The organism is Streptomyces griseus (assembly GCF_900460065.1).
Classification (GTDB): domain Bacteria; phylum Actinomycetota; class Actinomycetes; order Streptomycetales; family Streptomycetaceae; genus Streptomyces; species Streptomyces griseus.
Genome location: NZ_UAVD01000004.1, coordinates 22,685 through 42,004 on the forward strand (window position 1 = coordinate 22,685; position 19,320 = coordinate 42,004).

Annotated in this window: 14 protein-coding genes and 1 pseudogene; 8 read left to right on the forward strand and 7 right to left on the reverse strand. The window is 71.8% G+C overall.

The annotated features are described in order from the left end of the window. Window positions 1–311: 311 nt before the first annotated feature. The 4 genes and pseudogenes from fxsT to DTB53_RS01720 form a co-directional block, all read right to left on the reverse strand. On the reverse strand, window positions 312–4,421 hold the full coding sequence (gene fxsT / locus DTB53_RS01700) for an FxSxx-COOH system tetratricopeptide repeat protein (protein ID WP_106431730.1): 4,110 nt from the start codon (window positions 4,419–4,421) through the stop codon (window positions 312–314). A 19-nt stretch (window positions 4,422–4,440) separates the two neighbouring features. Continuing rightward, entirely contained in the window at window positions 4,441–4,875 is a 435-nt protein-coding gene (locus DTB53_RS01705; protein ID WP_012381869.1) for a trypco2 family protein, read from the reverse strand. Window positions 4,876–5,019: 144 nt separating this feature from the next. Then, window positions 5,020–5,259 (reverse strand): annotated as a pseudogene (locus DTB53_RS37190) (IS481 family transposase); the annotation flags it as partial. A 418-nt stretch (window positions 5,260–5,677) separates the two neighbouring features. Next, entirely contained in the window at window positions 5,678–6,100 is a 423-nt protein-coding gene (locus tag DTB53_RS01720) for a YjbQ family protein (RefSeq protein ID WP_003970654.1), read from the reverse strand. Window positions 6,101–6,192: 92 nt separating this feature from the next. Between DTB53_RS01720 and DTB53_RS37930 the strand changes: the two genes are divergently transcribed. The 6 genes from DTB53_RS37930 to DTB53_RS01745 all read left to right on the forward strand — a co-directional run bounded on the left by DTB53_RS37930 (window position 6,193) and on the right by DTB53_RS01745 (window position 11,874). Next, on the forward strand, window positions 6,193–6,276 hold the full coding sequence (locus DTB53_RS37930) for a putative leader peptide (RefSeq protein ID WP_350692898.1): 84 nt from the start codon (window positions 6,193–6,195) through the stop codon (window positions 6,274–6,276). 351 nt (window positions 6,277–6,627) lie between these two features. Further along, window positions 6,628–7,518 (forward strand): ABC transporter permease, encoded by an 891-nt coding sequence (locus DTB53_RS01725; protein ID WP_003970653.1) that lies wholly within the window; start codon window positions 6,628–6,630, stop codon window positions 7,516–7,518. Next, the gene (locus DTB53_RS01730; RefSeq protein WP_042497632.1) at window positions 7,491–8,411 is read left to right on the forward strand and encodes an ABC transporter ATP-binding protein; all 921 of its coding nucleotides are present in this window, start codon (window positions 7,491–7,493) and stop codon (window positions 8,409–8,411) included. Before DTB53_RS01725 ends, DTB53_RS01730 begins: the two co-directional genes overlap by 28 nt. Continuing rightward, complete coding sequence (locus DTB53_RS01735) at window positions 8,408–9,436, forward strand: ABC transporter substrate-binding protein (protein WP_012381864.1); 1,029 nt, start codon at window positions 8,408–8,410, stop codon at window positions 9,434–9,436. The genes DTB53_RS01730 and DTB53_RS01735 overlap by 4 nt, the downstream gene beginning before the upstream one ends. Further along, window positions 9,433–10,644 carry an LLM class flavin-dependent oxidoreductase gene (locus DTB53_RS01740; RefSeq protein WP_012381863.1) on the forward strand — a complete coding sequence of 404 codons (1,212 nt, stop codon included), beginning with the start codon at window positions 9,433–9,435 and terminating at the stop codon, window positions 10,642–10,644. The genes DTB53_RS01735 and DTB53_RS01740 overlap by 4 nt, the downstream gene beginning before the upstream one ends. A 78-nt stretch (window positions 10,645–10,722) precedes the next feature. Next, a complete protein-coding gene (locus tag DTB53_RS01745; protein WP_236586342.1) occupies window positions 10,723–11,874 on the forward strand; it encodes an NAD(P)-binding domain-containing protein in 1,152 nt (383 codons plus the stop codon). A 22-nt stretch (window positions 11,875–11,896) separates the two neighbouring features. On the opposite strand, the gene mltG is transcribed toward DTB53_RS01745, so the two are convergent. The 3 genes from mltG to DTB53_RS01760 all read right to left on the reverse strand — a co-directional run bounded on the left by mltG (window position 11,897) and on the right by DTB53_RS01760 (window position 15,626). Further along, complete coding sequence (gene mltG / locus DTB53_RS01750) at window positions 11,897–12,757, reverse strand: endolytic transglycosylase MltG (protein ID WP_003970648.1); 861 nt, start codon at window positions 12,755–12,757, stop codon at window positions 11,897–11,899. Window positions 12,758–13,163: 406 nt separating this feature from the next. Then, a complete protein-coding gene (locus DTB53_RS01755; RefSeq protein WP_003970647.1) occupies window positions 13,164–13,775 on the reverse strand; it encodes a hypothetical protein in 612 nt (203 codons plus the stop codon). Window positions 13,776–13,814: 39 nt separating this feature from the next. Beyond that, window positions 13,815–15,626 carry an ABC transporter ATP-binding protein gene (locus DTB53_RS01760; RefSeq protein WP_012381861.1) on the reverse strand — a complete coding sequence of 604 codons (1,812 nt, stop codon included), beginning with the start codon at window positions 15,624–15,626 and terminating at the stop codon, window positions 13,815–13,817. Between the two features lie 115 nt (window positions 15,627–15,741). On the opposite strand from DTB53_RS01760, the gene DTB53_RS01765 reads away from it, so the two are divergent. Both DTB53_RS01765 and DTB53_RS01770 read left to right on the forward strand, forming a co-directional pair. Further along, window positions 15,742–16,230, forward strand: a complete 489-nt coding sequence (locus DTB53_RS01765) for a MarR family winged helix-turn-helix transcriptional regulator (RefSeq protein ID WP_003970645.1) — start codon at window positions 15,742–15,744, stop codon at window positions 16,228–16,230. A gap of 33 nt (window positions 16,231–16,263) precedes the next feature. Continuing rightward, on the forward strand, window positions 16,264–19,206 hold the full coding sequence (locus DTB53_RS01770) for an FAD-binding and (Fe-S)-binding domain-containing protein (protein ID WP_012381860.1): 2,943 nt from the start codon (window positions 16,264–16,266) through the stop codon (window positions 19,204–19,206). Window positions 19,207–19,320: the final 114 nt, after the last annotated feature.

Consider the following 19,320-nt stretch of genomic DNA (forward strand, 5'->3'; position numbering starts at 1 on the left):
TTCCCCTCTCGAAGGCCGTATGGTCTGCGCGGACGTGGCTGTCCAGGAAGTCGGAGCACAGGTAGCAGACGTATGCAAACGGGGAGGACTCCGCGACTTTGAGCCTTCAGCAGAGCCCTGGCACCTCGCCGGTGAGGCTTTTCTCCACCCCCGTACGGTTCGCGGCGCACCAGTACCCGCGTGGCGCTTCCCGGCCGGGAACAAGGCCCAGGTACGGCAGTCGAGACCCGGCCCTCGCCCTACCGGCTGCAGGATCTCGTACGTGCCGTGAGACCGGGCGCGGCCCAGGTCCGGGGACGGGAACTCGGCAACTACTCGATCTCCAGCTCCTCGGTGACCTTCTCCCACACCGCCTCCGTGCCTGGGTGTCCGTGCCGGCGGACAAGATCGGCGAAGCCGGTGAGCGTCAGGGCCTCGTGAAGGGGCACGGCGTACAGGCGGCGCCGGTCCGTGTGGTCGGCTTGGACAGCGATCCCGACAAGCCGGCCGTGGCAGAAGACGGCGGAGCCGGAGGCCCCCGCCCAGCGCTGGTCACCGCCGTGTCCGCCAGCCGCGGCCAGCCCGACGGCGCAGTCCAGCACCCAGCCGGCCGACGACATCGCCAACGGTGAGAGATCGCCGTGGTAGTCCTCGACCCGCACCTGGTCGCCGAGCCGGTCGGTGAAGTAGGCCCCCGTGAACGGGATGCGCGCGCTCCCGCTCGGCCGTCCCCAGCGAACCGGTGCCTCACCAGTCTTTGGAGCGGGCTCGTCCAGCCACAGCAGCGCCACGTCGAGCGCGTCCTCAGGCGGGACACCGTGCTGGGGATCGGGCCAGCAGACCTGAGCCGGCTGTCGTACGACGTCTCCGAACCGAGGATGACCCACCCGGGTACTCACCAGTCCGGTCCACCGGCCGCCCTTCCGGACGAGATGCAGGGCCGTGAGCACGAGCTGAGGTCCGATCAGGTAGCCGGTGCCGAACCCGCCGTCGTCGCTACCGACGCATACCAGCCGCCGCGGATCCATCACCGGGCTCTCGCGGACCCGGCCGGACGGCATGGCCCCGGCTTCGAGCGCGCGCCGGGTGGCGGCCAGGTAGTCACGGGTGGCGGCGGTGTCGGGGTGGTCCGGGCCGAGGACCCGCAGCCGCTCGGCGAGGACGTTGTCCAGCATTCCGACCGCTTCCTCGACGCGGCCGGCCCGCCGGTGCGAAACGGCGAGGTTGTGGCGGGTGGTGAGGGTGTCGGGGTGTTCGGGGCCGAGGACGCGCAGGCGCTCGGCGAGAACCTGCTCCTGGAGATCGACGGCTTCCACGACGCGGCCCCCCTGCTCGTAGGCGGTGGCGAGGTTGCTGCGCGTGGTGAGACTGCCGGGGTGCCGGGGCCCGAGGACACGTTCGCGGTCGGACAACACGCGCTGCAACAGTTCGATTGCCGTGTCGGTGCGGCCCGCCCGCAGATACAGGTTGGCGAGGTTGTTACCGGCGTTGAGTGTGCCCGGGTGGTCCGGTCCGAGGACGCGTTCGCTGTCGGTGAGTACCTGTTCCTGGAGTCGGATGGCCGCCGTGGTGCGACCGGCCCGCCCCAGGGCGTGCGCGAGGCTGCTGCCGATGACGACGAGGTCGGGGTGGCCGGTGCCGAGGACGCGTTCGCGGTCGGTGAGGACGCGCTGGAGCAGTTCGACGGCGGCGGCGGCGCGGCCCGCCCGCAGATAGGACAGTGCGAGGTTGTGACGGGAGGCGAGGACGTCCGGGTGTTCGGGCCCCAGAACGCGTTCGCGGTCGGCGACGACCTGCTCCTGGAGGCTGATGGCCTCGTCGGTACGGCCGGCCTCCCGGTAGGCGCCGGCCAGGACGTCGCGCGTGGTGAGGGTGTCGGGGTGGTCCGGTCCCAGGACGCGTTCGCGGTCGGCGAGGACCTGTTCCTGGAGGCTGATGGCCTCGTCGGTGCGGCCGGCCTCCCGGTAGGAGGCAGCAAGGTTGTGGCGGGTGGTGAGGGTGTCGGGGTGCTCGGTACCGAGGACGCGCTCGCTGTCGGTGAGGACCTGCCGCTCGATGGTGATGGCCTCGGTGACACGCCCCGTCTGCCGGTAGGAGGTGGCCAGGTTGTGACGGGTGTCGAGGGTGTTGGGGTGGTCGGTGCCGAGGACGCGTGCGCGGTCGGCGAGAACCTGTTCCTCGATGGTGATGGCCTCCCTGATGCGTCCCGCCTGCCGGTAGGAGGCGGCGAGGTTGTGACGGGTGTCGAGGGTCTGGGGGTGGTCCGGCCCGAGGACGCGTTCGCTCTCAGCGAGGACCTCCTCCTCAATGGCGATGGCCTCGCCGGTGCGTCCCGCCTGTTGGTGGGAGATCGCAAGGTTGTGGCGGGTGGCCAGGGCGTCGGGGTGCCGGGGCCCGAGGATGCGGTGCGCGTTGTCGGCCATGTGCTGCCAGTAGGCGGTGGCGGCGTTGGCCATTCCGGCGTCGTACAGGCTCCGGCCGGCGCGGTAGAGCACCGGGTGCCGCTCGGGGTGGTGCCAGAGGTGGTCGCCGGTGAGGCCGGCAAGGATCTCGGTGTTGGCGCGCAGGGCGGCGGCCAGGTCGGGGTGGGGCTGGTCCACCTCCGGCCAAAGGCTGAGGAGGCCGCCCGCGGCGGCGTAGGCGAGGTGGGCCAGCTCGGTGCTGGGAATCTCCTCACGGACGGCGCGAGCAGTGAGCGCGTGGATACGGACGGCGCGGGGCCCGGCACCCGGATCGGAGGTGACCAGCGCGTACCGGTGGAGGACCCGTAGTGCGGAACGGGCCCAGGCCGGGCTGGTCGTCGGTTCGTGCGGAGATTTCCGTGAGGAGAGGTGAGCGAGGACGGGCTCGCTGGCCCACAGCGGGTGGGGGTGGCCGGCGGGGTCGAGGAGGGAGATCAGCCGCAGGACGGGAAGGACGAGCCCGGTGGGGTCCGCGGCCCGGGCGGCGTCGAGGGAGAGGAGCAGCGCGGTGGTGATGGCCAGGCCGTAGCCCTCGGCGTCGGAGGTGGCGGGCAGTGCCTCTTCGAGCCGGGTGTGCCGGTCGGCGAACAGTTCCAGGTACGCGGAGCAGGACAGATCCTCGTTGACGAGGTGCGCGGCCGCCAGCCCGAGGGCGAGCGGGAGGCGGCCGAGCGCCTCGGCGAGGGCGGGGACCTGATCGTCCAGGAGGTGCGTCATGCCCTCGCCGGTCAGACGCTCCCGCACATAGGCGTCGGCCTCTTCAGCGGAGTAGACGTCGATAGGGACGCGTGCGCGGTCGCCCCCGGTCAGGCGCGAGTCGAGCAGCCGGGTGGTGGCGAGGACCCTGCCGGTGCCGGTGCGGCTGAGGGGCCACCAGGGGTTGATGCCGGCCGGGTCGGTGACGTCGTCCAGCACGACGAGCCAGCGGCGCCGGGTGGTGGCCAGCCACTCCAGCAAAGCCCTGGCGTCCGCCTCCGGGTCCAGGCCGGTCACGTCCGGGAGCCGCAGGCGTACGGCGGCGCGGGCGTACTGGGTGATCACCTGCTGGACCTCGGTCGCCGCGGCCCAGACGACAAGGTCGGTCCCCCGCTGCAGGGCGTCGCCGGCGACGGCGGCGGCGAGCTGAGTCTTACCGACCCCGCCACCGCCGGACAGGATCCGCGTCGGTTTCGGGGATGCCTCCTGCGAGAGGACAACCGGCCCGGCTCCCGAACGGGCCTGTTCGATCTGCTTCCGCAGACCCGCGCGCGGCTGAAACGCCGAGGCGAGCGTCGGCACCGGACCGATCTCGATCTGTTCCCGCTCACCGCCAGCAGTGAGCCTCTCCAGTTCGGTGGTGGTGCCGGGATGTCCGTGGAGGGTGACGAGGCCGGCAAACTCGCGGTCGGCGAGGGCCTTGTGCACGGGTACGGCGTGCAGACGCCGCCATGCCATGGCGCGGTTGTCCTCGACGACCACACCGATCAGCCGGTCGTCGAGGAAGATCGCCGAGCCGGAGGCACCAGCCCAGGGGCGTTTCCGCCCGTCGCCGGGGGCGGGCCAGACCTCGCTGTCCAGCACCCAGCCAGTCGTCGAAGTCGACACGGCGGACAACGTGCCGTTCAGCGCCTCGCAGTGGGCCTCGCTGCCCGAGTCGGCGGCGAAGGCCGGGAAACCGGCCCCAGTGAACGGAACGCGGTCCACCCCGTCCGGCTGCCCCCAGCGGACCGGTCCGTCCCCGGTGTCCGGCACGGGCACGTCCAGCGTCAACAGGGCTACGTCCAGGGCGCCTTCGGGTGGGTTTCCCAGCCGGGGGTCGGGCCAGCGCACCTCCGCCCGACGTCGCACGACGTCCCCGAACGCGGGATGACCGACATGAGCTCTCACCCCCTGCGCCCATCGGCGGCCGGGGTGCACCACGTGCAACGCGGTGAGGACGAGCCCGGGGCCGATCAGATACCCGGTGCCGGAGTCCTTCGGATCCTCGGTGCTAACCCACACCAGTCTCCTCGGTTCCACCTCACCGCTCCCACGGCCGGACCCCGGCGTCGTCCCTCTCCGGCGGTTCGCGATCCGGCATCTCCTCGGCCAGAATGTCCGCGGCACCGCTCTGTGTCTCCGCGTCCAGAGCCTCGAACCCGCCTGCGTTGCGCCGGATCTTGGCCCGGTCCCCGCCCAATGCCTCGTCCAACACCTGAAGTCGGAGGGTGAGCGTCTGGCGCAGGGTGTCGCCCCGGGTGCCGCCCGCCTCCAGCCCTGCCTTGGCGCCCCAACCGCCCACCTCCACCTGGACCTTGCCCGCGCCGTCCCGGCGGAACTCCACCTCAAGGGTCAGCTCGGCCTGCTCCACCTCGAAGCGGAACTGCTCCTGCCAGCCGTCGTCCTGGGCGGCGTACAGCTCCTGACGCAACTCCCGCAACGCCTCCCGCAGAGTGATCCCGTTGTCGCCGCCCATGACGTACTCCCCTCGGATACCGAACGCGAGCTTCGGACGCCTGGCTCCGGCGCCCCGGGACAAGTCTCGCGCAAGGGGGCGGGGGTGCGCAGAGGTTCGGGGCGAGATCCTCGGACCTGTCGGTTCCGGGGCCGTCAGGCGGGTCTAGGTGTGTTGCCCGGTGAGGTCGGGGACGCGGCTGGCGGGTGGTTTGCCTGCGGGTGCGGTGTGTCCGCGGTGGTGATTGCAGGTGTGCAGCCACCGCGGGAACGCTTCGCGGTGTTCGGCTTCTGAGTGGTAGGGCTTGGCACAGGCCCATTCGTCGGGCAGGGTCCGGTGAAACGGTTCTCGTCGGCGGGGTCGTCGAGGTTCCAGGCACCGTCGTGCCCGTACGTGACGAGCATCTTCATTCTCGTCCCGCATCTTGTAGCCGGTGTTCAGGCCGTCGACGACGTTGCGGCCGAGCCGGTCCACCGCTGCCGCGACCAGGCCGTCGTACGGTCCCCTCTCGTCACCGGAGCCACGGGCCAAGACTGGGACGGGTCACGGGATCCGTGGCGCCGGAGACCTCCCAGGCGTCCGCCCAGCCGATGATGTGGGCCCCGACGGAGGCGGCGGCAGTGAGCACGTTCTCTCGCCGGCGCTCAGGTGAAGACGTCGCCGGCTTCACGCGCGACAGCCGCCGCACTCCGAGCAGGCACTTGCCGCTTCCGTCGTAGGGTCGTTCGATCGCGTTGAGGTCCGTACCGCGCATTTCATCTCTCCGTTCGAGCGCGCATCGTACGGAGAATCGGCGGCCACGCCCCCGGCTGAACGATCTTGGTCAGCTGAGGAAGCTCAGACGAACCTGACGGTCCGGATTGTCGCGATTCGTATCCACCAGGCAGACCGACTGCCAGGTGCCCAGCTCCAGCCTGCCGCCGATCACCGGCAGCGTGGCGTGGGGCGGGACCAGGGCGGGGAGCACATGGTCGCGGCCGTGGCCCGGGCTGCCGTGGCGGTGCTGCCAGCGATCGTCGGCGGGGAGCAGGTGGTGGAGCGCGGCCAGCAGGTCGTCGTCGCTGCCCGCGCCGGTCTCCAGTACGGCGACGCCGGCCGTGGCGTGGGGGACGAACACGTTGAGCAGGCCGTCGCGACCGGGCGCGGTGCGGGTGAGGAACTCTTCGCAGGCGCGCGTCAGGTCGGTGACGCTCTCGGACGTACCGGTGGTGAGATTCAGGACCGTGGTGGTGAAGGAATCGGACATGCCTCCATCTTCGCCCCACCGGCGTGAGATGACGCGTCCACGCTCCGAGACACCATTGACCGTGTCCCGACCGGATGGCTACGTTCAGCGCCATGTTCCGATCAGCTCTGCTCACTTCGCGCGGTCACATCGACCTGCTGCGAGTGGCTTCCGCCGCGTGTCGTCGCGGCTGCTGACGTTCTCCCGGCGACTCCCGGAGCGTTTCCCACCGCACGGCCGTGCCTGCGGTACTCCGCTGTCCGCCCTTCCGTAGCCTCGCCTGTCGCGTAGGCGCAGCCCCCGTCTCCGGCTCCTTGGCTTCTCGTGTCGCCCGAGCGGGCCGTGGTCACTCGTGCCTTCCGACGCTCCGTCGGGCAACTCCCGGCCGGTCATCGCCCGTGAGCGGCAGTCGGTACGGGGCCCCGTCGGCCTGCCCGCGACTGCCTCCTTCGCCCCTCGCGTCCACGTCTCTTCCCCGTTCCTCCTCCTCTCCTCGCTCTCCTCGCGCCTCGCCCCCCCCCATCCGTGCGCCCTCCCGTGGAGCCCTCATGACCGTCAGCCACGCACCACCGCCACCCGGCCCGTCCGTCGCCCCGGAGAAACCGTCCGCGGTGACCCGTACGCCACCCGATCTGGAGGCGGTCTCTCCGGCGTCCGTCCGGCGGTCCCGGCTGCGGGCCGCACCGCGGTGGGTGCGGCGGGCGGTGGGTCCGACGCTGTTGCTCGCGTTGTGGCAGGTGCTCAGCGCCACGGGGGTACTGCACGCCGATGTGCTCGCCTCGCCCGGGACCATCGCCCGCGCCGGGGCCGACCTCGTGGCGGACGGGACACTGCCGGCCGCGATGGGCGTCTCGCTCCAGCGGGTGGTGGTGGGGCTCCTGCTCGGCGGGGTCGTCGGGACCGCACTCGCGCTCGTTTCGGGGCTCTCACGGCTCGGGGAGGACCTGGTCGACGCGACCGTGCAGATGCTGCGCACGGTGCCCTGGGTGGGGCTGATCCCGCTGTTCATCATCTGGCTCGGGATCGGCGAGGCGCCGAAGGTGGCGCTCATCGCGCTCGGGGTGGCCTTTCACCTCTACCTCAACGTCTATGCGGGAATCCGCGGTGTCGACGCCCAACTCATCGAAGCCGGTGAGTCGTTGGGACTCGGGCGATGGGGGCTGGTCCGGCATGTGGTGCTGCCGGGCGCACTGCCCGGGGCCATGACCGGGCTGCGGTACTCGCTGGCGACGGCCTGGCTCGCGCTCGTCTTCGGTGAGTCGATCAACGCCGACGCCGGGATCGGTTTCCTGATGAACCAGGCCCGCGAGTTCTTCCGGACCGACGTGATCGTCGTCTGTCTCGTCGTGTACGCGTTCCTCGGCCTCACCGCCGACGTCATCGTCCGGATCCTCGAAAGGCTGCTGCTGCAATGGCGACCGACCTTCACCGGCCAGTGAAAGACGACCTTGCCCCCGCCCCGCCCGCCGCGCTGTCGGCCGGCGCTCCGGAGGCCGCCGTACGGGTCGAAGGGCTCACCCGGTCCTTCGACGGGCGACCGGTCGTCGACGGCCTCGATCTCACCCTGAGGGCAGGCGAGTTCACCGCCCTGCTCGGGCGTAGCGGATGCGGCAAGTCGACGCTGCTGCGCGTGCTCGCCGGGCTGGACCGGGAGATCTCGGGCACCGTACTGGTGCCGCGCCGGCGCGCGGTCGCGTTCCAGGCCCCGCGGCTGATGCCGTGGAAGCGCATCTGGCGCAACATACTGCTCGGCCTGCCGGGCAAGCCCGAACGCGGACTCGCCGAGCGGGCGTTGGCGGAGGTCGGGCTGGCGGAGCGGGCCGGGGCGTGGCCCAGGACGCTGTCCGGCGGCGAGGCGCAGCGCGCATCGCTGGCCAGGGCCCTGGTGCGGGAGCCCGATCTGCTGCTGCTCGACGAGCCCTTCGGGGCGTTGGACGCTTTGACCCGGATCAGGGCCCAGCAGCTCGTCGCGGAGCTCTGGCAGCGGCGCGGCTGCGCCGTACTGCTGGTCACCCATGACGTGGACGAGGCCCTGCTGCTGGCCGACCGGGCGCTGGTGATGCGGGACGGGCGGATCGCGTACGACACGCCTGTCGCGCTGGACCGGCCCCGCGGGGTCGGCTCGGCCGGGTTCACCGACCTGCGCTCCCGCCTGCTGACCGAACTGGGCGTCGGGGACGAGGGCGGTGGCGAAAGGGAGGGCCGCGCCCTCGGTGGGGCGGACACGGTCGCCGGTGCGCAGCCTTCCGTGGCCGCCGCCCCGCTCGGCCCCGGACCGACGAAGACGACCGCCACGTCCCCCGTACACCCTCGTCATGGAGAGGTCTCATGAAACGCCGCGCTCTGCCCGCACTGCTCCTCCCCCTCGCCCTGCTCCTGACCGCGTGCGGCGGCCCCTCCTCGGCGAACTCGGGCGGCAACACCGACGGATCGGGCAGCCTCACACTCAACGTCGGTGACCAGAAGGGGGGTTACGAGGCGATCCTGCGGGCCTCCGGAGAGCTCGACGACCTCGGCTACCGCGTCACGTGGTCCACCTTCACCTCGGGACCACCCCTGTTGGAGGCCGTGAGCGCCGGCGCGGTGGACATCGGAGGCGTCGGCAACACGCCGCCCGTCTTCGCCGCGGGGGCCGACTCGAACATCACCGTCGTCGGCGCCACGCACGGCTCCTCGGCCGGCGAGGTCATCGTGGTGCCCGAGGACTCTCCCCTGAAGACACCCGCCCAGCTCAAGGGCGCCTCCATCGCCGTGGCGCAGGGCAGTTCGGCCCACTTCCAGCTGGTCGCCTCGCTCAGGAAGGCCGGCCTCGGGATCGAGGACGTGAAGCTGAACTACCTCCAGCCCGCCGACGCGCTCGCCGCGTTCAGCCGGGGCAAGGTCGACGCCTGGGCGATCTGGGACCCGTACACCTCACAGGTCCTGCGCACGACGGACGCCCGGGTGCTCACCACCGGCGAAGGCGTCGTCAACGGCCTCGGCTTCCAGGTCGCCTCGCCCGTGTCGCTCGGGGACCGGAAGAAGTCGCGGGCCATCGGCGACCTGCTCGTCCGGCTGGAGCGGGCCCAGAAGTGGGTCTTCGAGCACCCGGAGGAGTGGGCGAAGGTCTGGGCGAAGGAGACCGGTCTCCCCTACGAGGTGGCGCTGGACGCCGTGAAGCTCAGTTACGGCACCCGCGTCCCGGTCGCGATCGACGCCGCGGCCATCGCCTCCGAGCAGGAGATCGCCGACACCTTCGCCGAACTGAAGCTGATTCCCCGGCGGTTCGACTTCGAGGACTACGTCGACACCCGGTTCAACCGTGACCTCCCCCCGTCCTCCACCGCACCACGCTCCTACGGAAAGGCCTCATCGTGAACGTCCATCTGCACTGGTTCCTGCCCACCGGGGGCGACGGCCGGACGCTCGTCGACCGGCACGCCTACACCGACGGCGGCATCACGCGCGACCGGATCACCCCGGTGAGCGGGGTGCGGGCTCCGGACATCGAGTACCTGATCCAGATCGCCAAGGCGGCGGAGCAGTTGGGCTTCGAGGCCGTGCTGACGCCCACGGGCACCTGGTGCGAGGACGCCTGGCTGACCACGGTGGCGCTCGCCCAGCACACCGAGCGGCTGAAGTTCCTCGTGGCGTTCCGGCCCGGGGTCATCTCCCCGGTGCTCGCCGCTCAGATGGCGTCCACGTATCAGCGGATCACCCGTGGACGGCTGCTGCTCAACGTGGTGACCGGGGGCGATTCCACGGAGCAGCGACGGTTCGGGGACCATCTGGACCACGACCGGCGCTATGCGCGGACCGCGGAGTTCCTGTCGGTGGTGCGGGGCGTCTGGAGCGGGCAGCCGTACGACTTCGACGGTGAGCACTACCAGGTGGAGGGCGGGCTGACCGCGCTGCCGCCGGACCCGCTGCCGGAGATCTTCTTCGGCGGGTCCTCGGCCGCCGCGGGGCCGGTGGCCGCGGCTCATACGGATGTCTATCTGACCTGGGGCGAGCCGCCGGCCGCCGTGAAGGAGAAGATCGACTGGATTCGCGGTCTGGCGGAGGAGCAGGGCCGCACGGTCCGGTTCGGCATCCGGCTGCACACCATTTCGCGGGACTCCTCGGCCGAGGCGTGGGCGACCGCGAACCGGTTGCTGGGCGACCTCGACGCGGACACGATCGCGGCGGCGCAGCAGGCGCTGGGGCGCAGCGAGTCGGTCGGGCAGCAGCGGATGCTGGCGCTGCACGGCGGTTCGCGGGACGAGCTGGAGATCGCGCCGAACCTCTGGGCGGGCGTCGGCCTGGTGCGCGGCGGGGCCGGGACCGCGCTGGTGGGCAGCCATGCGGAGGTCGCGGACCGGATCGAGGAGTACCACGCACTGGGGGTGGAGCACTTCGTGCTCTCCGGGTATCCGCATCTGGAGGAGGCGTACTGGTTCGGTGAGGGGGTCACCCCCGAGCTGGCCCGGCGCGGACTGCTGTCGACCGTCCCGGCGTCCCCGTCGCTGAGTGCGGCGCGAGGCCGGGAGAACCGTCCCGCCTCTGCTCCCGGGGGTGCGCCGCTGCTGGTGGCCGGCGGCCGCTGACCCGGCGGTGGCGCTCGTCGGGGGTCCGGGAAGATCCCGGACCCCCGACGAGTTAGTAGAAGCGTGAACATTTCTGGGGTGCGTGAGCTGGACGTGGTCGTGATCGGCGCGGGTCAGGCGGGGCTGTCCGCCGCCCACCACCTGCGCCGCGTCGGGCTGGAGCCGGACGTCGGCTTCGTCGTGCTGGACCACGCGCCCCGGCCGGGCGGCGCGTGGCAGTTCCGCTGGCCCTCGCTGACCTACGGCAAGGTTCACGGGATGCACGCGCTGCCGGGCATGGAGCTGACCGGAGCCGACCCCGACCGGCCCTCGTCGGAGGTGATCGGCGCGTACTTCGCCGCGTACGAGGAGCACTTCGACCTGCGGGTCCACCGCCCGGTGGAGGTGAGCGCCGTACGGGAGGGAAGCGGCGGGCGGCTGCTCGTGGAGACGTCCGAGGGGACGTACGCCCCGCGGGCCGTGATCAACGCGACCGGTACCTGGGACCGGCCGTTCTGGCCGCGCTACCCGGGCCAGGAGACTTTCCGCGGACGGCAGTTGCACACGGCGGACTACCCGGGGCCCGAGGAGTTCGCGGGGCAGCGCGTCATCGTCGTCGGGGGCGGGGCCTCCGGTACGCAGCATCTGATGGAGATCGCCGAGCACGCGGCCGACACCTTCTGGGTGACCCGGAGCGAGCCGGTCTTCCGGGAGGGACCGTTCACCGAGGAGTGGGGACGGGCGGCCGTGGCGATGGTGGAGGAGCGGGTGCGCAGGGGACTGCCGCCGCGGAGCGTGGTCAGCGTGACCGGGCTGCCGATGACCGACGCGGTGCGGCGGGCCCGGGAGCGGGGGGTGCTGGACCGGCTGCCGATGTTCGACCGGATCACGCCGGACGGGGTGGCCTGGGACGACGGTCGGGTCGTCGAGGCCGAGGTGATCCTGTGGGCCACCGGGTTCCGGCCCGCCGTGGACCATCTGGCACCGCTGAAGCTGCGCGAGCCGGGTGGCGGCATCCGGGCCGAGGACACCCGTGCCGTACGCGACGGGCGCGTCCATCTCGTCGGGTACGGACCGTCCGCCAGCACCATCGGCGCGAACCGTGCGGGCCGGGCGGCGGTCCGGTCGGTCATGCGGCTGCTGAGGGAGACAGGCGGCGGCACGGGCGCGGAGACCGGCACGGAGACCGGCGGCGGGCGGCCGGGCCGGGAGGCCGGAGCGGCGGTCGCCGCCCCGGTCTCCGGGGGGTGAGCCGTCCGCGGGAGGCCTGGCGTCAGCCCGTGGCGGCGGAGGCGCGGGTGCGGTTGAACTCCTCGACGTTCTCCTGTTGTTCGTCGTAGCTGTCGGTGAACCGGGTGTCGCCGGGACCGACCGTGACGAAGTACAGCCAGGGCCCGGGCGTGGGGCTGACGGCCGCGCGCAACGCCTCCTCCCCGGGGTTGCCGATGGGGGTCGGGGGCAGCCCCTTGATCCGGTAGCTGTTGTACGGGCTGTCCAGTTGGGTGTCGGCAGTCGTCGTGTCCAGGGTGGAGCGCTTGAGGGCGTAGTTGATGGTGGAGTCCATCTGCAAGGGCATGTCCTTCAGCAACCGGTTGTAGACGACCCGGGCCACCTTGCCCATGTCGGACGCGGTGTCGGCCTCGGCCTGGACGATGCTGGCGATCGTGATCGTGTCGTAGACGGAGACGTTGTTGCGCTGGGCTCCCGCCGTGACGTGGTCCGCGCCGAAGTGCTTGCGGGCGGTGTCCGCCATGTACCGCAGCAGGCCCGCCGGTTCGGTCGCGGCGTCGAGCGGATAGGTGGCCGGGAAGAGGTACCCCTCGGGGTTGCCCTCGGCCTGGGCCGGCAGTGCCAGGTCCACCGTCGTCGCGACTTTCCCCGTGCTGCCGGGCTTCAGGCCGAGCGCCTGGTCGACGGCCTCGTACACCTGCGAGGCGCGTCGGCCCTCGGGGATCATCAGGGTGCTTCGCGGACGCTCCTCCTCCCGCCCGCCCTCGTCCGATCCGGTCAGGGACAGCGGGATCAGGACGGCGGCCGACGCGACGAGCAGGGCGCCGACGGCCAGGACGACCTTTCCGCGGCGGGTCGGGCGGAGTCTGCGACGGGGTCGGGCGTCCGGGGACTCGTTCACCATGCGGGCACGTTAACCCGGGGCGCGGGCCACGGCCGGTAGCTCGGCCACGGCGTCGGCCCCGGCGACACGAACGCCGTACCGGGCGGACCAGAACGCACGACGCACAGAACACACGAACAGGGGCTCGGGTGTTCGCTGGAACGTGTGATCGTCAGGGGATTCATTGCTGTTCACCCGTCCGGGGCGTGATGATTGCAGAGCGCAGTCAACGGGCTGCAGACCGCTACTGCGCAGTCCCACAGATGCACCACGTACAAGGAGAAAGACCAGATGAACTTCCTGACCAACCTGCTTGCCGGCGTCGTCCACTTCGTGGGTTGGCTCGTCTGACCATCGCTCCACCCGGCGCCGTCGCTCCCCGTCCCACGGGAGCGGCGGCGCCGCCGCTCGTGCTGGGCCCGCCGGCTCAGCCGTTCGGCGCGGCCGGACCGGTGAAGGCCGGCAGGGCGGCGAACCCGGGGTCCACCGTCACCGCCGCCGCGAGGATGTCGAGCGTCCGGCGGACCCGGGTGAGCGGATGGTCCGGGAACTCCGCGTCCCACCGGTCGTGGTCCGCCGCGTGGAAGGGCAGCCCGCCCTGGACCTCGGGGGCGTAGGGGTGCGGCCGGAAGTAGTGATCGGGGCCGAGCTTGGCCATCACCACGGCTTCCCGCATGCCCGTCATGCCGCGCTCCGCGGCCTGGATCTTCACCACGGTGCTGCACCCGGCGCGCGGCACGGTGAAGCTGCCGATGAACGCCTGCCCGCTGGGCTGCCCCGGCAGTGGCAGCTTGAGTATCTGGCGCAGGGCCGGAAGCTCGCCCAGTCGCTTCACCGACGCCTCGACGAGCCCGCCGCCCGCTCGGGCGGTGAAGTGGGTCAGGCCGTGGCGCAGGGCGGGGCCGTCGTCCAGTGCGGCGGGCAGATCGGGCGGCAGGTCGAAGAAGTGCAGCGACAGCACATCACCGTGATCGTTCAGCCAGGTGTCGGTGTCCACGGTCCGGTAGCCGGGGAGTTCCACCCCGAGGAGAGCTCTCATGCGCGGCGATCATGCCGTACGCGCATCACGTCGGTGGCGTCAGGGGGCGGGGACCGGGGCCGGATGGGAGTCGCGGCGGATCAGGGCGGCGTAGCGGCCGTCGCGGTCGAGCAGTTCCTCGTGCGTGCCCCGCTCGGCGGCCCGGCCGTCCTCCAGGACGACGATCTGGTCCGCGTCGCGGACGGTGGAGAGGCGGTGCGCGATGGTGAGCGTGGTCCGTCCGGCGGACAGGGCGTCGATCGCTTGCTGCACGGCCTGTTCCGTACGGGTGTCGAGCGCGCTGGTCGCCTCGTCGAGGATCAGCACCGGCGGGTCGCGCAGGATGGTGCGGGCGATGGCGAGGCGCTGCTTCTCACCGCCCGAGAAGCGGTAGCCGCGCTCGCCGACCAGGGTGTCGTAACCGTCGGGCAGGGAGGCGATGTGTTCGTGGATCTGTGCGGCGCGGGCCGCGGCCTCGATCTCCTCCTCGGTGGCGTCCGGCTTGGCGAAGCGCAGGTTCTCGGCGACCGAGGCGTGGAAGAGGTAGGTCTCCTGGGAGACGACGCCGACCGCCCGGGCGAGGGTGTCGAAGTCCAGGTCGCGGACGTCGATCCCGTCGATGGTGACCCGGCCGCCGGTGACGTCGTACAGCCGGGGCACGAGGTAGCTCAGGGTGGACTTGCCGGAACCGGTGGATCCGACGACCGCGAGGCTGCTGCCGGCGGGAACGGTGACGTCGATGCCGGTGAGCGTCGGGCCGTTCTTCTCGTCGTAACGGAAGTCGACGTCCTCGAAGGCGATCTCGCCGCGGATCTTCTCCAGGCGGACCGGCTTCTCCGGTTCGGTGATGTCCACCGTGAGGTCGAGGTATTCGAAGATGCGCTGGAAGAGGGCGAGGGAGGTCTGCATCTGCACACCGGTGGAGAGCAGGCTGACCGCAGGTCGGAACAGCCCCTGTTGAAGCGTGACGAAGGCGACCAGCGTGCCGATGGAGACGGCGGCCGCTCCGGACGCGAAGGTGAGCCCGGCCGCCCAGTAGATGACGGCGGGCATGGCGGCCATCACGATGCCGATGGTCGACATCCGCCAGCGGCCCGCCATGCTGGAGCGCACTTCGAGGTCGACCAGGCGCTCGGACTCCTCGGCGAAGCCCCGGGTGAGGGAGTCGCTGCGGCCCATCGTGCGGCCGAGGAGGATCCCGCTGACCGAGAGGGACTCGGTGACCGTGGCGGCCATCGCGGCCATCTGCTTCTGACGCTGGGTGGTGATCCTCTTCCGCTCGCGGCCGACGCGGCGGCTGATCGCGACGAAGACCGGCAGCAGGAGCAGCGAGACGACGGTGAGCCGCCAGTCGAGGGCGAGCATGGCGACGACGGTCGCGATGACGGCCGTGAGGTTGGAGACCAGCGAGGTCGCGGTGGAGGTGACCGTCGCCTGCATACCGCCGATGTCGTTGGCGATGCGGGACTGGACCTCGCCCGTGCGGGTGCGGGTGAAGAAGGCGAGCGGCATCCGCTGGAGCTGGGTGTAGACGGCGGTGCGCAGGTCGTGCATGACGCGCTGGCCGACGGTGGTCGAGATCAGCGTCTGGAGCACACCGAAGACGCTGGTCATCACTGCGGTGAGGATCATGCCGAGCGCCAGCAGGGTCAGCAGGCCCGTGCGCCCCTGCGGGATCGCGGTGTCCAGGATCTCGCGCAGCAGGAACGGGGAGGCGACCGACACCAGGGAGGACGCGCCGACCAGCAGGCCGACGACGGCCAGTCGGCCGCGGTAGGGGTGGAAGAGGCGGAGGATACGGCGCACCTCGGCCGGCGGCCGGTCGGCAGCGGCGTCGGGTGGGGGCGTCCACGTGGGCTCGTCGGGTTTCATGGGCTCCTTCGTCGGGCGTGGGGCGAGGGCCGGGCAGACCCGACCCTCGCATATGCAGAGCTTAGCTCATTGTTACCTATACTCACAATGAACCAGGTCCTGATATTGTTCCCGCATGGACGCCCCCGACTCCCCCGGTCCGCCCGGCTCCCCCGACTCCCCCGGGTCCCCGGACACCGACGGCATGCTCGCCGAGCAGTTGCTGCGGCTGACCCGCCGGCTGCACCGCATCCAGAGCCGCCAGTTGGAGCCGATCGACATCACCCCGGCGCAGTTCCGGCTGCTGCGGACGGTCGCGAGCTACGACGCGGCCCCCCGGATGGCGGATCTCGCCCGGCGTCTGGACGTCGTTCCGCGCGCCGTGACGACACTGGTCGACGCCCTGGAGGCGAGCGGCCGGGTCCGCCGCGCACCCGATCCCGACAGCCGCCGGGTGGTCCGTGTCGAGATCACGGACGAGGGCCGCGCCACGCTGCGGTCCCTGCGCAGCGCGCGCCGGGCCGCCGCAGAGGAGATCCTGACCCCATTGACCGCCGATCAGCGCGAGGTGCTCGGCGGGCTGCTGTCCGCTCTGGTCGACGGCCTGCCGGAACGCCACTGCTGAACACCGCGCCGAACCGCCGAGGAGATGGCCGACATGCCGCTGCTGGAGCCCGACCCGGAAGCCCTGCGCCCCGGAACGGCACGGGAACCCGCCCCCGACCGGGTCACCGACCGCAGCGCGGGCGGCACCCCGGAGCCGCTGCGGAGTGAGCTGACCGCCCTGCTCGGCGCCGACAAGGTGCTCTGGAAGATCTCCGACCTGGTGCGGTACGCCTCCGACGCCAGCCCCTACCGGTTCCTCCCCCGGGTCGTGCTGGTCCCCGAGGACCTCGACGACGTCTCCGCGATCCTGTCGTACGCCCACGGCAAGGGCCGTGAGGTGGTCTTCCGGGCCGCCGGCACCAGCCTCAACGGCCAGGCGCAGGGCGAGGACATCCTCGTCGACGTACGCCGCCACTGGACCGGCGTCGAGGTGCTCGACGAGGGGGCGCGGGCGCGGATCGGGCCGGGGACGACGGTGATGCGTGCCAACATCACCCTCGCCCGGTACGGCAGGCTGCTGGGCCCCGATCCGGCCAGCGCCATCGCCTGCACCGTCGGCGGGGTCGTCGCCAACAACGCCTCCGGCATGACCGCGGGCACCACCCGCAACTCCTACCGGACCCTCGCCTCGCTCACCTTCGTGCTGCCGAGCGGCACCGTCGTCGACACCGCCGCCCCGGCCGCCGACGAGGAGCTGGCCCGCGCCGAGCCCGGGCTGTGCGCGGGGCTGCTGGAGCTGAAGGCGGAGATCGAGGCGGACGAGGAGCTGACCGCACGAATCCGCGCCAAGTACACGATCAAGAACACCAACGGATACCGCCTGGACGCCTTCCTCGACGGGGCGACGCCGGTGGAGATCCTGCGGGGTCTGATGGTCGGCTCCGAGGGCACGTTCGGTTTCATCTCCGAGGTCGTCTTCGACACCCTGCCGCTGGACCGGCGGATCTCCAGCGCCCTGCTGTTCTTCCCCTCCCTGACCGCCGCCGCGGCAGCCGTGCCCCGCTTCAACGAGGCGGGGGCCATCGCCGTGGAGCTGATGGACGGCAACACCCTGCGCGCCTCGGTCAGCGTGCCGGGCGTGCCGGCCGACTGGGCGGCGCTGCCCCGGACCACGACCGCGCTGCTCGTGGAGTTCCGGGCGGCCGACGAGGCGGGCCAGGAGGCGTTCGAGCGGGCGGCCGACGCCGTCGTCGCCGGTCTGGACCTGGTGGTTCCGGCCGTGTCGGTGACCAACGCCTTCACCCGGGACGCCGGGACGATCGCCGGGTACTGGAAGGCCCGCAAGGCGTTCGTCACGGCGGTCGGCGGGTCCCGGCCGTCCGGCACCACCCTGATCACGGAGGACTTCGCCGTGCCGCCCGCCCGGCTGGCGGATGCCTGCGAGGCGCTGCTGGAGCTCCAGCAGCGCCATGGTTTCGACGCCGCCGTGGCAGGCCACGCCGCCCACGGCAACCTGCATTTCCTGCTGGCGTTCGACGCGGCGAAGCCGGCCGACGTCGAGCGGTACGACGCCTTCATGCAGGAGTTCTGCGCGCTGGTGGTGGACCGTTTCGACGGGTCGCTCAAGGCGGAGCACGCCACCGGACGCAATATCGCGCCGTTCCTGGAGCGGGAGTGGGGACCGCGCGCCACCGCGTTGATGTGGCGGACGAAGCAGCTCATCGACCCCGCCGGGGTGCTCGCTCCCCGTATCGTCCTGGACCGGGATCCGCAGGCCCATCTGCGAGGTCTGAAGACCATTCCGAAGGTGGAGGCGGTCGCCGACCCGTGCATCGAGTGCGGCTTCTGCGAACCGACCTGCCCCAGCGAGGATCTGACGACCACGCCGCGCCAGCGGATCGTGCTGCGCCGGGAGATGATGCGCCAGGCGGACGGCGCACCGGTCGAGACCGGTCTGCTGGACGCCTACGGGTACGACGCCGTGGACACCTGCGCCGGGGACTCCACCTGCAAGCTCGCCTGTCCGGTCGGCATCGACACCGGGGCGATGATGAAGGGATTCCGGCACCGCAGGCACACCCCGCGCGAGGAGCGGATCGCCGCGCTGACCGCGAAGAACTTCCGGCTGGTGGAGGCCTCGGCGCGGCTGGCCGTGGCGGTGGCCGACGCGGTCGGCGACCGGGTGGGCGACCGCCCGCTCGGGGCCCTGACGCGGCTCGCCCGCAAGGCCGTCCGACCCGATCTCGTGCCGGAGTTGCTGCCCCGGACCCCGGGGGCGGCCCGACGGCTGCCGCCCACGGACCGGGTCGGGGCGAGCGCCGTCTACTACCCGGCCTGCGTCAACCGCATCTTCGCCGGGCCGGACGGCGTCGCCGGCCTCCCCCTGGCCGAGGCGGTCGTCGCCGTGTCGGCGCGGGCCGGAAAGCCCGTCTGGATCCCCGAGGACGTCGCGGGCACGTGCTGCGCGACGATCTGGCACTCCAAGGGGTACGACGCGGGCAACAGGGTCATGGCGAACCGCATCGTCGAGGCGGCCTGGGGCTGGACGGCGGGCGGGACACTGCCGCTGGTCGTGGACGCGTCCTCGTGCACGCTCGGCATCGCCGAGGAGGTGGTGCCCTACCTCAGCGCGGACAACCGGGCACTGCACCGTGAACTGACCGTCGTGGACTCGCTGGTGTGGGCGGCGGAGGAACTGCTCCCGGAGCTGACGGTGTTCCGCACCACCGGGTCGGCCGTCGTGCATCCGACGTGTTCGATGGAACACCTGGGCGACGTGGGGCAGTTGCGTGCGGTGGCCGAGGCGTGCGCGGACGAGGTGGTGGTACCGGACGACGCGGGGTGCTGCGCCTTCGCGGGCGACCGGGGGATGCTGCACAAGGAGTTGACCGACTCGGCGACGGCCAAGGAGGCGGCCGAGGTCGGTCTCCGCGCCTACGACGCCCATCTGTCGGCGAACCGGATGTGCGAGATCGGCATGGAACGGGCCACCGGGCGTCCCTACCGCTCGGCGCTGATCGAGCTGGAGCACGCCACCCGGCCGACCCTCCCGTGAGCCCGTGACGTCGGGCGGGAACACCCCGTCCGACGTGCACATCTGAGCGTTTCCGGGCCCCGATTGGTTACACCAGTCGGGGCTTCGGCGTGCCGTGAAGAAAGTCCATGGTTT

What these genes read in the sequence shown, in the direction of transcription:
- mltG (WP_003970648.1), bottom strand. Translation starts at nt 12,757, where the DNA reads ATGGTGAACGAGTCCCCGGACGCCCGACCCCGTCGCAGACTCCGCCCG.
- DTB53_RS01730 (WP_042497632.1), top strand. Translation starts at nt 7,491, where the DNA reads ATGGCGACCGACCTTCACCGGCCAGTGAAAGACGACCTTGCCCCCGCC.
- DTB53_RS01725 (WP_003970653.1), top strand. Translation starts at nt 6,628, where the DNA reads ATGACCGTCAGCCACGCACCACCGCCACCCGGCCCGTCCGTCGCCCCG.
- DTB53_RS01720 (WP_003970654.1), bottom strand. Translation starts at nt 6,100, where the DNA reads ATGTCCGATTCCTTCACCACCACGGTCCTGAATCTCACCACCGGTACG.
- DTB53_RS01770 (WP_012381860.1), top strand. Translation starts at nt 16,264, where the DNA reads ATGCCGCTGCTGGAGCCCGACCCGGAAGCCCTGCGCCCCGGAACGGCA.
- DTB53_RS01765 (WP_003970645.1), top strand. Translation starts at nt 15,742, where the DNA reads ATGGACGCCCCCGACTCCCCCGGTCCGCCCGGCTCCCCCGACTCCCCC.
- DTB53_RS01760 (WP_012381861.1), bottom strand. Translation starts at nt 15,626, where the DNA reads ATGAAACCCGACGAGCCCACGTGGACGCCCCCACCCGACGCCGCTGCC.
- DTB53_RS01735 (WP_012381864.1), top strand. Translation starts at nt 8,408, where the DNA reads ATGAAACGCCGCGCTCTGCCCGCACTGCTCCTCCCCCTCGCCCTGCTC.
- DTB53_RS01705 (WP_012381869.1), bottom strand. Translation starts at nt 4,875, where the DNA reads ATGGGCGGCGACAACGGGATCACTCTGCGGGAGGCGTTGCGGGAGTTG.
- DTB53_RS01755 (WP_003970647.1), bottom strand. Translation starts at nt 13,775, where the DNA reads ATGAGAGCTCTCCTCGGGGTGGAACTCCCCGGCTACCGGACCGTGGAC.
- DTB53_RS37930 (WP_350692898.1), top strand. Translation starts at nt 6,193, where the DNA reads ATGTTCCGATCAGCTCTGCTCACTTCGCGCGGTCACATCGACCTGCTG.